Genomic DNA, 13,338 nt, shown 5'->3' on the forward strand with positions numbered 1-13,338 from the left:
TTACTGGCGGGTAGCGCTGGCGGGCAGGATGATGCCCGAATCGCTGCCATTGCCGTTGCCGTTGCCGTTGGCGGCGCCTTGCTGCTGCTGTTGCAACTCGGCCAGGCGCTGTTCGTACAACGCTTGGAAGTTCACTTCGGTCAGGTGCAGCGGCGGCATCGAGGTGCGCGTGATCGCGTCGGCGATGTTGGCGCGCAGGTACGGGTACAGCATCGTCGGGCAAACAATGCCCAGCAGCGGATCCAGCTGTTCTTCAGGGATGTTGGCCGCTTCGAAGATGCCGGCTTGCGTGCCTTCGACCAGGTACACGACCTTGTCGTTGATGCGGGTGGTGACGGTGACGGTGACCGTGGTTTCGAACACGGTGTCGGCCAGACGCTGGCCGCCCACGGTGATGCTGACTTCAACCTGGGGCGCTTCTTGCTCCAGGAAGACGTGAGGCGCGTTCGGCATTTCCAGCGAAAGGTCTTTCAGGTAGACGCGTTGCAGGTTGAACGAGGGCGCGTCGTTGCCGCCTTCTTGCTGGGTGTTTTGGTCTTGATCAGCCATGAGTGATTCCGTTGGTGGAGGGGGCAAAAGTAGAGGCGATTAGCCGTTCAGCAGGGGGGCAAGGCCACCCGAGCGGTCCAGGGCCATCAGGTCGTCGCAACCGCCGACATGAGTATCGCCGATGAAGATTTGCGGCACGGTGCGTCGGCCGGTACGTTCGATCATGACATCGCGCTGTGACGGATCGCGGTCGATCTGGATGATTTCCAGGTCGGTCACGCCACGCTGCTCGAGCAGGGCCTTCGCGCGTGAGCAATAGGGACAGTAGTCCTTGCTGTACATGACGACTTTATTCATAGGCGCTCCTCGATAGATTCAAGATTGATGATGGGACAGCGCCGGTTCAGCCCTTTTGGGTGACCGGCAGGCTGGCGGCCGACCAGGCGCGCATGCCGCCGTCCAGCGGCACCGCGTCGGCAAAGCCTTGGGCGCGCAGCTTGGCGGCCACGCGGGCCGAATCGCGGCCGTTGTCACAAACCACAACCAGCGGTTTGTTCTTGGGCAGCGAGGCGGCTTTCTGTTCGATGTCGGCTGCCGGCACATTTCGTGCCTGGGCGATGTGGCCCGCCTGGAATTGTTCGACGGGACGCACGTCCACCCACACGGCGTTGCGCTGGTTCACCATCTGGATGGCCTCGCCAGTGCTGACGGCCGAGCCGCTGCGCCCCTTGCGCAGGGCGGGAATCGCCAGCATCACGCCGGAGATCACGGCGACGCCGACGATGAAGACGTTGTTTTTATCGAGCAAGAATTGCAAAAGATCCACGGGTCATCCTGAAGTGCGGCAGCTAGCCGGATATGGGCGAACCCTCGGCCAACCCGCGGGCGCCGCGCCAGGAAATTGGACGAGTGCGCCGGGGCAAAATCAAGGGCAAAATCACTCAATTATAAAATGAGCGCATTCTTTAACCATCCTTTAACTTTAACCCGCGCGGAAAGCGTGCCAAACCATGCATAAACTTGTTCTGATGCGCCACGGCGAAAGCCAGTGGAATCTGGAAAACCGCTTCACCGGCTGGACCGACGTCGACCTGACCGAAACCGGCCGCGAACAGGCTCGCCGAGCCGGCGAACTGCTCAAGAAAGAGGGCTATACCTTCGACCTGGCGTACTCGTCGGTGCTCAAGCGCGCCATCCGCACCTTGTGGATCGCGCTGGACGCCATGGACGCGATGTACACCCCGGTGGGCGTGAACTGGCGCCTGAACGAACGCCATTACGGCGCGCTGCAAGGCCTGAACAAGGCTGAAACCGCCGCGAAGTACGGCGACGAGCAAGTCCTGATCTGGCGCCGCGCGTACGCCATCGCCCCGGAACCGTTGTCACTGGACGACGAACGCCATCCGCGTTTCGACAGCCGCTACGCCAAGATCCCGGCCGACCAGCTGCCCGCCACCGAGTGCCTGAAAGACACCGTGAACCGGGTGCTGCCGTTCTGGAACGATTCCATCGCCCCGGCCATCCGCGCCGGTCGCAACGTGCTGATCGCCGCCCATGGCAACAGCCTGCGCGCCCTGATCAAGCATCTGGACAACGTGTCCGATGACGACATCGTCAACCTGAACATCCCCACCGGCCAACCCCTGGTCTACGAATTGGATGATGACCTGCGCCCGATCCGCCACTATTATCTGGGCGATGCCGCCGAGATCGAGGCGGCCATGGCTGCGGTTGCCGCTCAAGGCAAGGCTAAGAAGGACTGATATCTCTATGCGTCGCACGGCAGGGTTGTTGTTGGCGGTCATGTTGACCGGTGGGGCGCTATCGGCTCGCGCCGCGCCCAACGACCTTGCCGGCCGCCAGTCTGACGCCGAGCGTCAGCAGGCGGCACTGCGCGACCGCATCGAGAATCTGCAAAAAGAGATCGACGGGCGCGAAGCCGCCCGCAAGGAAGCCGCCGACGCGCTCAAGCAGTCGGAATCGGCCATCTCGAAGATCAATCTGCGCCTGCGGGAACTGGCCGATGCCGGTCGGCAGGCGCAGACGGATCTGAGCAGTCTTGAAAAGCAGATCGGCGTGCAGGAAACGGTGCTGGCCAAGCGCCGTACCGAGCTGGCCGATCAGCTTCGTACCCAATACACCAGCGGACTGTCGCCCTGGACGGCGCTGCTGTCCGGCGACGATCCCCAGGTGCTGGGTCGCAATCTGGGCTACCTGGACTACGTGTCGCAGGCGCGGGCCAATGCCGTGAAGGCGCTGCGGGCCGACATCGACCGCTTGGCCGCGCTGCAAACGCGCGCCGACGCCCGTCGTGCCGAGATTGAAAAAGTCGTGGCGGAAACGTCCGAGCAGAAGGCTGCATTGGTGGGGCAGCAAAAAGAACGCGCCACGCTGTTGGCGCAACTGGAAGGGCAGATCGCCGCCCAGCGCGCCGAAGCCAACAAGCTGGGGCGTGATGACCAGCGCCTGTCGCGCCTGATCACCGATCTGGACGCGGCCATTGCCAAGCAGATCGAAGAGGCCCGCAAGGCGGAAGAGGCGCGCAAGAAGGCCGAAGAGGCCCGCCGCATTGAAGAGGCGCGCCGCGCCGCTGAAGAATCCCGCAAGCGCGCCGAAGCCGAGCGCCGCGCCGAAGAGGCCCGCAAGAAAGCCGAGGCTGATAGCAAGCGGGCCGCCGAAATCGCCGCCCGCCGCGATCGCGATAGCCGCGATGCCAGCGATGCCGCCCGGGCGCGCGAACAGGTCGAAGCGGCGTCGCGCCAAAGCCGTGGCCCGGTCGCGGTCGCCGATCCGGACGCCGCCGGATTACGTCCTGCTGAACACAAACACACGCGCCTGACGGATCCGAACCAGACGCCGAGCCAGGCGCCGGCCCAGGCATCCGCCAAATCGGAAGATCCTCCAAAAAAGGCGGAACCCGCAGAGGCCGAGACCACTCCAACCCGCAGCGCATCGGCGCAGCAGACCCGCGCCGCTCCGCCCGTGGGCGGCGGCAGCGGCCTGAAGCATGGCCTGGCCATGCCGGTGCGTGGCCAGGTGCAGGGCCGCTTCGGGGTCGACCGCCCCGACGGCGGCGTCTGGCGCGGTGTGGTGCTGCGCGCGCCCGAGGGCACACCGGTCAAAGTGGTGGCGCCGGGCACGGTGGTCTACGCCGAATGGCTGCGCGGTTTCGGCAACCTCATCATTGTGGATCACGGGCAGCAATACCTGACGGTCTATGCTTACAACCAAAGTCTGCTCAAACGGGTGGGGGATTCGGTGACAGGTGGCGATACTATTGCTACGGTAGGGGCAACCGGCGGCCAAGTGGAATCCGGCCTATACTTTGAAATTCGCCATCGTGGCGCTCCTGTGGACCCGGCCCAGTGGCTGGCCCAGTAGGTTGGTAGGTACAAGTCGTTGGTAAATTACCAAACCCCCATCGGCGAAAACAAAATTCGGGAAGTGTGCATGGGCACTCGCAAGTTTCGCGGTTTCGGTCTGATTGCCATCGGTGCGGTGGCTGGCGTATTGCTTAGCGTAGGGGTGACGGCAGTTGCCCAGCGCGGCAGCCCTTTGCCCTTGGACGAGCTCAGGCAACTGAGCAATGTTTTCGCGGCCATCAAGAACAACTATGTCGAAGCGGTCGATGACAAGACCCTGATCGACAACGCGATCTCGGGCATGGTTTCAAACCTTGACCCGCATTCGGCCTATCTGGATGCCGACGCGTTCCGTGAAATGCAGACGGCGACCCAAGGCGAGTTTGGCGGCCTGGGTATCGAAGTCGGCGCGGAAGACGGCTTCGTCAAGGTCATCTCGCCCATCGAAGATACGCCCGCCGCGCGCGCCGGCGTGATGGCCGGTGACCTCATCATCAAGATCGACGACACGCCCACCAAGGGCATGACCCTGAACGATGCGGTCAAGCTCATGCGTGGCGCGCCCAAGTCGCCCATCACGCTGACCATCATGCGCGCCGACCGTCCCCAGCCCATCGTGCTGAAGATCGTTCGCGACGTCATCAAGGTTCGCAGCGTGCGCAGCAAGATGCTGGACAACGGCATCGGCTACGTCCGCGTTGCCCAATTCCAGGAAAAGACCGGTTCCGACCTGGCCAGGCAACTGAAGGAACTGGGCGCGAAAGAAGCCCCCAAGGGCCTGGTGCTGGACCTGCGCAACGATCCGGGCGGCTTGCTGACCAGCGCCATCGGCGTGTCGGGCGCGTTCCTGCCGCCGGATGCCCTGGTGGTGTCCACCGACGGCCGTACGCCTGACGCTCGCCACAAGTATCTGGCCACGCCGTCGGAATACGCTCGCGGTGAAAGCAACTACCTGTCCGGCTTGCCGGCCTGGACCAAGACGGTTCCGATGGTGGTGCTGGTCAACGTCGGTTCGGCTTCGGCTTCGGAAATCGTGGCCGGTGCGCTGCAAGACCACAAGCGCGCCAAGGTGCTGGGCAATCGCACGTTCGGCAAGGGTTCGGTGCAGGTCATCCTGCCGCTGTCCGAATCCACCGCCGTCAAGCTGACGACCTCGCGCTACTTCACGCCCAGCGGCCGTTCCATCCAGGCCACCGGTATCGAACCCGACTACGTTGTTGCCGACACAGCCGACGGCGACCTGTTCCGCCTGCCGCGCGAAGCCGACCTGCAACGCCACCTGTCCAACCCCGAGACCGCCAACGAGGTGAAGTCCAACTCGGCGCAAGACAACGTGGACGTGCCGACGAAGGTGTTTGAATTCGGCGGCAAGGACGACTTCCAACTGCAACAAGCGCTGAATGTGCTGGCCGGCAAGCCGGTGCAGAAGGGTTCGGCGCGCGCCCAGGCCAAGGCTGATGCCAAGGCCGGTGGCGGCACTCCCACGCGCATGAAGATCACGCCGACCGGAGTCGAGCCCAACAAGGACAAATGAACGACGAGCAACTGCTGCGCTACGCCCGCCACATCCTGCTGGACGAGCTGGGTATCGAAGGGCAGGAAAAACTGCTGGCGGCGCGTGTGCTCATCGTGGGGGCGGGCGGACTCGGTTCACCCGCCGCGCTCTACCTGGCGACTGCCGGCGTAGGCGACATCACGCTTGCTGACGACGACACCGTCGAGCTCAGCAATCTGCAACGCCAGATTCTCCACACCACCTCCAGCGTCGGCCGTCACAAGGCCGAGTCGGGGCGCGACATGCTGGCCGCCTTCAACCCGCAGGCGCGGGTGCACGCCCGGGTCGAACGGCTGCAAGGCGATGCGTTGTCCGACGCCGTTGCCGCGGCGGACCTGGTGCTGGACTGCACCGACAACTTCACCACCCGCCACGCTATCAACCGCGCTTGCGTGCAGCATCGCAAGCCGCTGGTGTCGGGCGCCGCCATCCGCTTTGACGGGCAGGTCAGCGTGTACGACCTGCGCGACGACAACGCGCCGTGCTACCACTGCCTGTTCCCGGAAGCCGACGACGTCGAGGAAGCCAACTGCGCCACCATGGGCGTCTTTGCCCCGGTGGTGGGCATCATCGGCAGCATGCAGGCCGCCGAAGCCCTGAAGCTGCTGTCCGGCGTAGGCGAAAGCCTGTCGGGTCGGCTGCTTTGGCTGGATGTGCGCACCATGCAATGGCGCAGCGTCAACGTACAGCGGGACCCGGAATGCGCCGTTTGCGGCCATCGCGGGCGCTGAAACGGGCTTTTTCGCAACGCGAATTCCGCAGCCCGGTGTGCCCTTATTGCCCTTGCGGACAATATTAAAGGCCTGAAATACCTGCTATAACGCCAGCCAGCCTACCGAAATCAAAGGCGGCAATGTGGACGTGACGGCGTGGAAACAGGACTGAAGTTCAGCTTGCCCAAGTGGCGCCTGACGCGCTGGCTTACCCATTCCGGGCCGGATACGCCCGCGGACATCCGCGCCGCGCTGATCGCCAGCCTGTTCGGCACGCTGCCCATCTTTGCCGGCGGCGTCATCAACACCCTGATGATTTCGGGCGTGGTGACCTGGCGGCGGCCCGAACCCCTGTACGTATCCTGGCTGCTGCTGGAAGTGGTGCTGGCCATCGTGCGCGTCACGATCCTGCGCGCGGCCTTGCGCGCCGCGCCCAAGGGCGGCAACACCCATACCGACCTCTACATTCTGCTGGCGCTGCTGTGGGCGTTCAGCGTGGGCTATGGCGTCTTCATCACCTTCATCAACGGCGACTGGCTGGCCGCAACGCTGGCGGGCATATCTTGCGGCGCGATGGCGGGCGGCATCTGCTTTCGCAACTATGGCGCGCCCCGGCTGGTGGCCGCCATGATCTTCCTGAGCCTGGGCCCGATGTGCCTGGGCGCTTTGTTCACGGGCGAAATCGTTACGGCCATCGTCTTTATCCAGATTCCGTTCTACCTGGTCAGCATGACCATCGCATCACATCGGCTGAACCGCATCCTGGTGTCCACCATGCTGGCCGAACGCGCCAGCGAACGCCGCGCCAATGAAGACGCGCTGACCGGGCTGGCCAACCGCACCGGCCTTCAAGTGGCCCTGGAGCGCGTCTGCGCCAGTGCGCGCGGGCACGACAGCGACGCGGCTCTGCTCTACATGGACATGGACGACTTCAAGCGCATCAACGACACCTACGGGCATGCCGCGGGCGACCTGGTGTTGACCACGATCGCCCGGCGCATGCGCGCCATGCTGCGGGTGGACGACGTAGCGGCCCGGATCGGCGGGGATGAATTCATCGTGCTGGTGACTGGCATCGACGCCACGGCGGCGTTGCGGCTGGGCGAACATCTGCTGCTGGACGCCTTGCAGCCCATTGCGCTGGCGGACGGTACGCGGGTGATTGTGGGGATGTCGATCGGCATTTCGATCATTTCGGCCGGCAATCGCAACCCGCAGGCGGTGCTGGATTGCGCCGACGCCGCGCTGTACCGCGCCAAAGCCAGGGGGGGCCGCTGCTGCGAAGTCGACGGCGGGGTGACGCCGATGAGCGAAGCCACCGTGGCCGGCGACGACAGCGCGACGGCGGCAGCCTGAGGGCGGGCAAGAGCCGCAGCAGCGCTTGCCGCACCGGCAGCCCGGCATCGCGCGCCGCTATCCTGCCCGCGGCCAGAAGTTATCAGATAACCTGAAAGGTTGTCTATAATGGGCCGATGCTCACCAAAAGCCTCACCCTGACTGAACAAGTCGCCCAGCAGATCGCCACGGATATCGCCGACGGCGTGCATCCTGTTGGCGCCAAGCTGCCGCCCGGCCGCGTGCTGGCGGACCAATACGGCGTCAGCGCCGCCGTGATCCGCGAAGTCACCGAACGGCTGCGGGCGCAGGGCCTGATCCAAAGCCGCCAGGGGTCGGGCAGCACCGTCGTATCGCGTACCGGCGGGCAGGGGTTCCAGGTGTCGAGCGGCATCGCCGTCAATCGCGAGCAACTGGCCAACGTCTATGAACTGCGCATGGAACTGGAAGGCGGCGCGGCGGCGCTGGCCGCCCTGCGGCGCAACGCCGCCGACCTGACCGCCATGGCGCAAGCGCTGGCTTCGCTTGAAGCGCACCTTGAGCACCCCGAACATGGCGTTGAGCACGACATCTCTTTTCACGTCGCCATTGCCGCCGCCACGCACAACCGCAGCTATCAGGACCTGTTGCAGTACCTGAACCGCCAGCTGCGCCTGGCCGTCAGCACCGCGCGATCCAACAGCCGCTTGCACGACGGCTTGACCGCTGCCGTGCACCAGGAACATGTCGCCGTGTTCGAAGCCATCCGCGCGCGCAACCCCGACCGTGCCCGGCAAGCCGCCGTCCGTCATTTGCAGCAGGCGGCCACCCGCCTGCAACTCGATCAACTTTTTCCCGCAGCCACGCCCAACTCATGAACGCATCCGACTTTTCGCAACGCCTGGTCCAAGCCCTGGGCCCCGACACCGTGTTCACCGCCGAAGCCGACATCGCGCCCTGGTTGTCCGATTGGCGCGGCCTGTATAACGGACACGCCCAAGCCGTCGTGCGCCCGCGCAACACGGCCGAAGTGGCTGCCTGCCTGGCGTTGTGCCAGCAGGAAGGCGTGCCGGTCGTGCCGCGCGGCGGCAACACCGGCCTGTGCGGGGGCGCCACGCCCGACGGCAGCGCCAGGAACGTCGTGCTAAGTCTGGACCGCATGAACGCCGTGCGTTCCATCGACACGGTGGCCAACACGCTGGTGGCCGAAGCGGGCGCCATTCTGGGCAACCTGCGCCGCGCCGCGCAAGACGCCGGCCGCTTGTTACCGCTAAGCCTGGCGGCGGAAGATTCCAGCCAGATCGGCGGTAACGTGGCCACCAATGCCGGCGGCGTGAACGTGGTGCGCTACGGCATGGCGCGCGAGCTGGTGCTGGGCCTGGAAGCCGTGCTGCCCACCGGCGAAATCTTCAATGGCCTGCGCACGCTGCGCAAGGACAACACGGGCTACGACCTGAAGCAGTTGCTGATCGGGTCCGAGGGCACGCTGGGCGTGATCACGGCGGTGGCTTTGCGGCTGTTCCCGCGTACCGACGTGCGTTCCGTGGTGCTGACGGCGGTTGAGTCGCCCGCGCAGGCGCTGCAACTGTTCGAGATTCTGTTCGAGCAGTGCGGCGCGCGCTTGCAGGCGTTCGAGTATTTCTCTGGCGACTGCCTGGACCTGGTGCTGACGCATGCCGAAGGCGTGCAAGAACCCTTTGATCAGCGCTACCCGGCTTACGTGTTGATCGAGCTTGCCGACACCGCCGACGAAGCCGGACTGACGGCCTTGCTGGAAAACGTGATCGGCACGGCGTTGGAACGCGGCTTGTGCCTGGATGCCGCCGTGTCGGCATCGATGGCGCAATTGCAGACCTTGTGGAAGCTGCGCGAGGAAATCTCCGAAGCGCAGCGTGCCGATGGCCCGCACTTGAAGCACGACGTGTCGCTGCCCATCGAACGCATTCCCGAATTCATGGAGTCCGCCGAGGCCCGCGTGCGCGCGCTGTTTCCCGATATCCGCCCGTTCATCTTCGGCCACTTCGGCGACGGCAACCTGCACTACAACCTGTCCCGCCCCGCCGGCGCGGCGCGTGACTGGGTCGCCGTGAATGGCGCGGCAATTACCGACGCGGTGCTGGACGAGGTCAACCGCTACGGCGGCAGCATCTCGGCCGAACACGGCATCGGCCAACTCAAGCGCGACCACTTCCTGCACAGCAAGGACCCCATCGAGCTGCGCTTGATGCGTGACATTAAAAAGGTAATGGACCCGGCCGGGATCATGAACCCGGGCAAATTGCTGTAAGGCAACACTGGCACTGTCTTGATCCGCGCCGGTTCCCGCGCGCGCGGCCTGCGCTCCCTTCCCGGAGCCGGCCGCGCTGCGGCTGCCACCCGCGCCTATTGCCGGTGATAGACCTCGGCGCCCTTCTTCACGAACTCCACCGACTTTTCCTGCATGCCTTTCTGCAAGGCGTCCTTCTCGCTGACGCCTTGCGCCGCCGCATAATCGCGCACGTCCTGCGTGATCTTCATGCTGCAAAAATGCGGGCCGCACATCGAGCAGAAGTGCGCTACCTTCATCGAATCCTTCGGCAGCGTCTCGTCGTGGAATTCCTTGGCGGTGTCCGGGTCCAGGCCCAAGTTGAACTGATCGTCCCAGCGGAATTCAAAGCGCGCCTTTGATAACGCGTTGTCGCGGATCGCCGCGCCCGGGTGGCCCTTGGCCAAGTCCGCCGCATGCGCCGCGATCTTGTACGTGATGATGCCGTCCTTCACGTCCTTCTTGTTGGGCAGGCCCAAGTGCTCTTTCGGCGTCACATAGCAGAGCATCGCCGTGCCGTACCAACCGATCAGCGCAGCCCCGATGCCCGACGTGATGTGATCGTAGCCCGGCGCAATGTCGGTGGTCAGCGGGCCCAGTGTGTAGAAGGGCGCTTCATGGCAGTGCTCAAGTTGCAGGTCCATGTTTTCCTTGATCAGGTGCATCGGCACGTGACCCGGCCCCTCGATCATCACCTGCACGTCGTGCTTCCACGCCACCTGCGTCAGTTCGCCCAACGTCTTCAACTCGGCGAATTGCGCTTCATCATTGGCGTCGTAGCCCGAGCCCGGGCGCAGCCCATCGCCCAGCGAAAAGCTGACGTCATACGCTTTCATGATGTCGCAGATGTCTTCAAAGCGCTCGTACAGGAAGCTCTCCTTGTGATGCGCCAGACACCACTTGGCCATGATCGACCCGCCGCGCGACACGATGCCCGTCATGCGGTCCGCCGTCATTGGAATGAACGGCAGGCGCACGCCCGCGTGGATCGTGAAGTAGTCCACGCCTTGCTCGGCCTGTTCGATAAGCGTGTCGCGAAAGATCTCCCACGTCAGGTCCTCGGCCTTGCCGTCCACCTTTTCCAGCGCCTGGTAGATCGGCACGGTGCCGATGGGCACCGGCGAATTGCGGATGATCCATTCCCGCGTTTCGTGGATGTGCTTGCCGGTGGACAGATCCATCACCGTATCGCCGCCCCAGCGTATCGCCCACGTCATCTTCTCGACTTCTTCGCCGATGCCCGAGCTGACGGCCGAGTTGCCGATGTTGGCGTTGATCTTCACCAGGAAGTTGCGGCCGATTGCCATGGGCTCGACTTCAGGGTGGTTGATGTTGGCCGGGATGATGGCGCGCCCGCGCGCGATTTCGTCACGCACGAATTCCGGCGTGATGGCGGCGGGGATGGCGGCGCCGAACGATTGGCCCGGGTGCTGGCGCAGCAGGCGCTTGACCATCTTTTCGCCATCGGGGCCACTGTCGCGCAGCGTTTGCAGGTAGTGCTCGCGGCGCAGGCTTTCGCGGATCGCCACGAATTCCATTTCGGGCGTGATGATGCCGCGCCGGGCATAGTGCATCTGCGACACGTTGGCGCCTGCCTTCGCGCGGCGTGGCGGGCGTTGCAGGTCGAATCGCATGGCCGTCAGCTTCGGATCGGTCAGGCGTTCTTTGCCGTAATCGCTGGTCGGGCCGGACAGCACTTCGGTGTCGGCGCGTTCCTCGATCCAGGCGCGGCGCAGCTCGGGCAGGCCGCGGCGGATATCGATCTTGGCGTCGGGGTCGGTGTAGGGGCCGCTGCAATCGTAGACGGTCAGCGGCGGATTTTTTTCCCCGCCGAACATGGTCGGCGTGTCGTCCTGCTCGATCTCGCGAAATGGCACGCGGATGTCCGGGCGCGAGCCCGTCTCGTACACACGGCGCGATCTGGGCAGCGGTGCGACGGCCGCCGCGTCGACTTCGGCGGTAGCGGCCAGGAATTTGGGATTGGCGTTCATGGAAAGCTCCAAGCAAGTGGTTGGAGCCGATCGGGAATGGACTTCCACCTGGCGTGCAGCGACGCCAGGCGGAAATACGGCTCCCAGCATCGGCATTATCCGTACTGGTACGAAGGGACTCTCTCAACCCGGCGCCGCCTGAAAAGGCGGGACGAGTACCCCTGCGCGAGCCCGAAGTATAGATCGCGCCAACGTCGCCCGGCGCATGTGATGATTTGCGCGCATGAAATCATTCAAAGATCGTTCGCTGCCGAGAGCTGGTATTACTGCTTTACATTTGGATTCAGTCTGCGGCGACACCGTCATTTAGGTTCGGTACACTTTTTTCAACCAAAACGCCCGGCCTGCCATCGACTCGCCGGGCATAGCTAACTTAAAAGAAGGAATCGAGCATGCAACTGACCCTACGCAAATTGGCGCCCGCCCTGGTTGTCGTGACGTTGGCGCTGGCGGGTTGCAAGACCGCCCCGACGAAATCGTCCGGCGCCGCGGCCACGCCCGAAGCCGGCCAGCAGTCGACCCAGCCGGCCACCGCATCCTCGGTGGACTTCTACCTGGCGCAACAACAACCCGGCCCCGGCCTGCGCGAAATCGCGCTGCCCGACGGCAAACTCTACATGCAGGAAGTGCCCGTGCTGACGCGCGCGGATCTCACCGACGCGGCCGCGTTGGTAGACCGCCAAGGCCAGAACTTCGTGGGCCTGCGGTTCTCGGAAGCCGGCGCGCGCAAGTTGACGGATGTCAGCACCAAGAACGTCGGCAACCGCCTGGCACTGGTGATCGATCAGGAACTGGTCGCCGCGCCCAGCATCGCCGAACCCCTGAACCGTGGCGTGTTGGCCTTTGGCGTGGCCTCGGCGCAAGCCGCGTCCGAAATCGCCGCCAAGATCCGTGGCGACGCACCGCCCGCTCCGGCTGCCGGTGGCGCCGCGCCCGCACCCACCCCCAAGCCCTGATCGCTGATCTTCCTGCGAATAAGCCGAAGCGGCAAAAACGGCAAAATCAGCTAATCGCAGGGACTTGAATGAAAAATATCCGCACCGAAAGGTGCGGATATTTTTTTGCCCGCGACGGGCGACGCGGCAGTCGCGCGCATCGGATTGGCGGGATGAATCAGCCGATTTTTCGGCCGCGCGGTTTGACCGTGCGGCGGGCTTGGGCGGTCTCGATGAAGGTTTGCGTCAGGGCTTCCAGCATGGCGCGGTCATCGGGTGTCAGGCCGTCGAATTGCGACGGCGCAATGTTGGGAAACGGCCAGGGCGCTTGCGGACGGGGCCGTCGGACCATGCGCGGCATGGTCTCGGCAACGCCCGCTGCGGGCAGCGTATCTGACAGGTCATAGCCTTCCATGGGCAATTCCATGGGACCCTTGCCGGTCTCCAGCCACTCAAGCTCAATCTTGAGAATCTGCGCAAGCTTACGGACGGACCGGCTGGAATGCCGAAGCCCGTTTTCGTAACTGGCGATTGCACTTTGCGAGATTCGCGCAAGACGAGCGAGCGTCTTCTGCGTGTGACCACGCAGAAGACGGGCTTGCTTCAATCGGTCTGAAAATGTCTTCACGAGTCGATTGAAGCTTGCTCATGATTTACTTTGGTGGTTATAAGCA

At 64.2% G+C, this 13,338-nt stretch carries 13 protein-coding genes; 8 read left to right on the forward strand and 5 right to left on the reverse strand.

The genetic code is table 11. The features are described 5' to 3' along the window. The 3 genes from secB to V6F88_RS12255 are packed head-to-tail and all read right to left on the reverse strand — an operon-like array spanning position 1 to position 1,315. On the reverse strand, positions 1–549 hold the full coding sequence (gene secB, locus V6F88_RS12245; RefSeq protein ID WP_219991339.1) for a protein-export chaperone SecB: 549 nt from the start codon (positions 547–549) through the stop codon (positions 1–3). 39 nt (positions 550–588) lie between these two features. Then, entirely contained in the window at positions 589–846 is a 258-nt protein-coding gene (grxC, locus tag V6F88_RS12250; protein ID WP_006216244.1) for a glutaredoxin 3, read from the reverse strand. 46 nt (positions 847–892) lie between these two features. Then, positions 893–1,315 (reverse strand): rhodanese-like domain-containing protein, encoded by a 423-nt coding sequence (locus tag V6F88_RS12255; protein ID WP_046803159.1) that lies wholly within the window; start codon positions 1,313–1,315, stop codon positions 893–895. Between the two features lie 184 nt (positions 1,316–1,499). On the opposite strand from V6F88_RS12255, the gene gpmA reads away from it, so the two are divergent. The 7 genes from gpmA to V6F88_RS12290 all read left to right on the forward strand — a co-directional run bounded on the left by gpmA (position 1,500) and on the right by V6F88_RS12290 (position 9,720). Then, the gene (gene gpmA / locus V6F88_RS12260; protein WP_046803160.1) at positions 1,500–2,252 is read left to right on the forward strand and encodes a 2,3-diphosphoglycerate-dependent phosphoglycerate mutase; all 753 of its coding nucleotides are present in this window, start codon (positions 1,500–1,502) and stop codon (positions 2,250–2,252) included. Positions 2,253–2,259: 7 nt separating this feature from the next. Continuing rightward, the gene (locus tag V6F88_RS12265) at positions 2,260–3,870 is read left to right on the forward strand and encodes a murein hydrolase activator EnvC family protein (protein ID WP_332609776.1); all 1,611 of its coding nucleotides are present in this window, start codon (positions 2,260–2,262) and stop codon (positions 3,868–3,870) included. 69 nt (positions 3,871–3,939) lie between these two features. Beyond that, on the forward strand, positions 3,940–5,385 hold the full coding sequence (locus V6F88_RS12270; RefSeq protein WP_332609777.1) for a S41 family peptidase: 1,446 nt from the start codon (positions 3,940–3,942) through the stop codon (positions 5,383–5,385). After that, positions 5,382–6,137 (forward strand): HesA/MoeB/ThiF family protein, encoded by a 756-nt coding sequence (locus V6F88_RS12275; RefSeq protein WP_046803163.1) that lies wholly within the window; start codon positions 5,382–5,384, stop codon positions 6,135–6,137. The genes V6F88_RS12270 and V6F88_RS12275 overlap by 4 nt, the downstream gene beginning before the upstream one ends. 138 nt (positions 6,138–6,275) lie before the next feature. After that, positions 6,276–7,475: a GGDEF domain-containing protein gene (locus V6F88_RS12280; RefSeq protein ID WP_332609778.1), complete on the forward strand. Its 1,200-nt coding sequence runs from the start codon at positions 6,276–6,278 to the stop codon at positions 7,473–7,475. Between the two features lie 116 nt (positions 7,476–7,591). Continuing rightward, the gene (locus tag V6F88_RS12285; protein ID WP_332609780.1) at positions 7,592–8,311 is read left to right on the forward strand and encodes a FadR/GntR family transcriptional regulator; all 720 of its coding nucleotides are present in this window, start codon (positions 7,592–7,594) and stop codon (positions 8,309–8,311) included. Further along, positions 8,308–9,720 (forward strand): FAD-binding oxidoreductase, encoded by a 1,413-nt coding sequence (locus V6F88_RS12290; RefSeq protein WP_332609782.1) that lies wholly within the window; start codon positions 8,308–8,310, stop codon positions 9,718–9,720. The genes V6F88_RS12285 and V6F88_RS12290 overlap by 4 nt, the downstream gene beginning before the upstream one ends. Positions 9,721–9,815: 95 nt before the next feature. Here the strand turns inward: V6F88_RS12290 and thiC are convergent, their stop codons facing one another. After that, entirely contained in the window at positions 9,816–11,729 is a 1,914-nt protein-coding gene (gene thiC, locus V6F88_RS12295) for a phosphomethylpyrimidine synthase ThiC (RefSeq protein WP_332609783.1), read from the reverse strand. A 392-nt stretch (positions 11,730–12,121) separates the two neighbouring features. Between thiC and V6F88_RS12300 the strand changes: the two genes are divergently transcribed. Further along, the gene (locus V6F88_RS12300; protein ID WP_332609785.1) at positions 12,122–12,685 is read left to right on the forward strand and encodes a SecDF P1 head subdomain-containing protein; all 564 of its coding nucleotides are present in this window, start codon (positions 12,122–12,124) and stop codon (positions 12,683–12,685) included. A gap of 157 nt (positions 12,686–12,842) precedes the next feature. Here the strand turns inward: V6F88_RS12300 and V6F88_RS12305 are convergent, their stop codons facing one another. Continuing rightward, the gene (locus V6F88_RS12305) at positions 12,843–13,292 is read right to left on the reverse strand and encodes a helix-turn-helix domain-containing protein (RefSeq protein WP_442880295.1); all 450 of its coding nucleotides are present in this window, start codon (positions 13,290–13,292) and stop codon (positions 12,843–12,845) included. Between the last annotated feature and the right edge of the window lie 46 nt (positions 13,293–13,338).

Origin of the sequence: Achromobacter sp. ESBL13 (assembly GCF_036668755.1) — a bacterium.
Lineage (GTDB): Bacteria > Pseudomonadota > Gammaproteobacteria > Burkholderiales > Burkholderiaceae_B > Achromobacter.

Bases quoted from the DNA above. Each gene is read 5' to 3' on its own strand.
- secB (WP_219991339.1), bottom strand. From the start codon at position 549: ATGGCTGATCAAGACCAAAACACCCAGCAAGAAGGCGGCAACGACGCG.
- grxC (WP_006216244.1), bottom strand. From the start codon at position 846: ATGAATAAAGTCGTCATGTACAGCAAGGACTACTGTCCCTATTGCTCA.
- gpmA (WP_046803160.1), top strand. From the start codon at position 1,500: ATGCATAAACTTGTTCTGATGCGCCACGGCGAAAGCCAGTGGAATCTG.
- V6F88_RS12265 (WP_332609776.1), top strand. From the start codon at position 2,260: ATGCGTCGCACGGCAGGGTTGTTGTTGGCGGTCATGTTGACCGGTGGG.
- V6F88_RS12270 (WP_332609777.1), top strand. From the start codon at position 3,940: ATGGGCACTCGCAAGTTTCGCGGTTTCGGTCTGATTGCCATCGGTGCG.
- V6F88_RS12275 (WP_046803163.1), top strand. From the start codon at position 5,382: ATGAACGACGAGCAACTGCTGCGCTACGCCCGCCACATCCTGCTGGAC.
- V6F88_RS12285 (WP_332609780.1), top strand. From the start codon at position 7,592: ATGCTCACCAAAAGCCTCACCCTGACTGAACAAGTCGCCCAGCAGATC.
- V6F88_RS12290 (WP_332609782.1), top strand. From the start codon at position 8,308: ATGAACGCATCCGACTTTTCGCAACGCCTGGTCCAAGCCCTGGGCCCC.
- thiC (WP_332609783.1), bottom strand. From the start codon at position 11,729: ATGAACGCCAATCCCAAATTCCTGGCCGCTACCGCCGAAGTCGACGCG.
- V6F88_RS12300 (WP_332609785.1), top strand. From the start codon at position 12,122: ATGCAACTGACCCTACGCAAATTGGCGCCCGCCCTGGTTGTCGTGACG.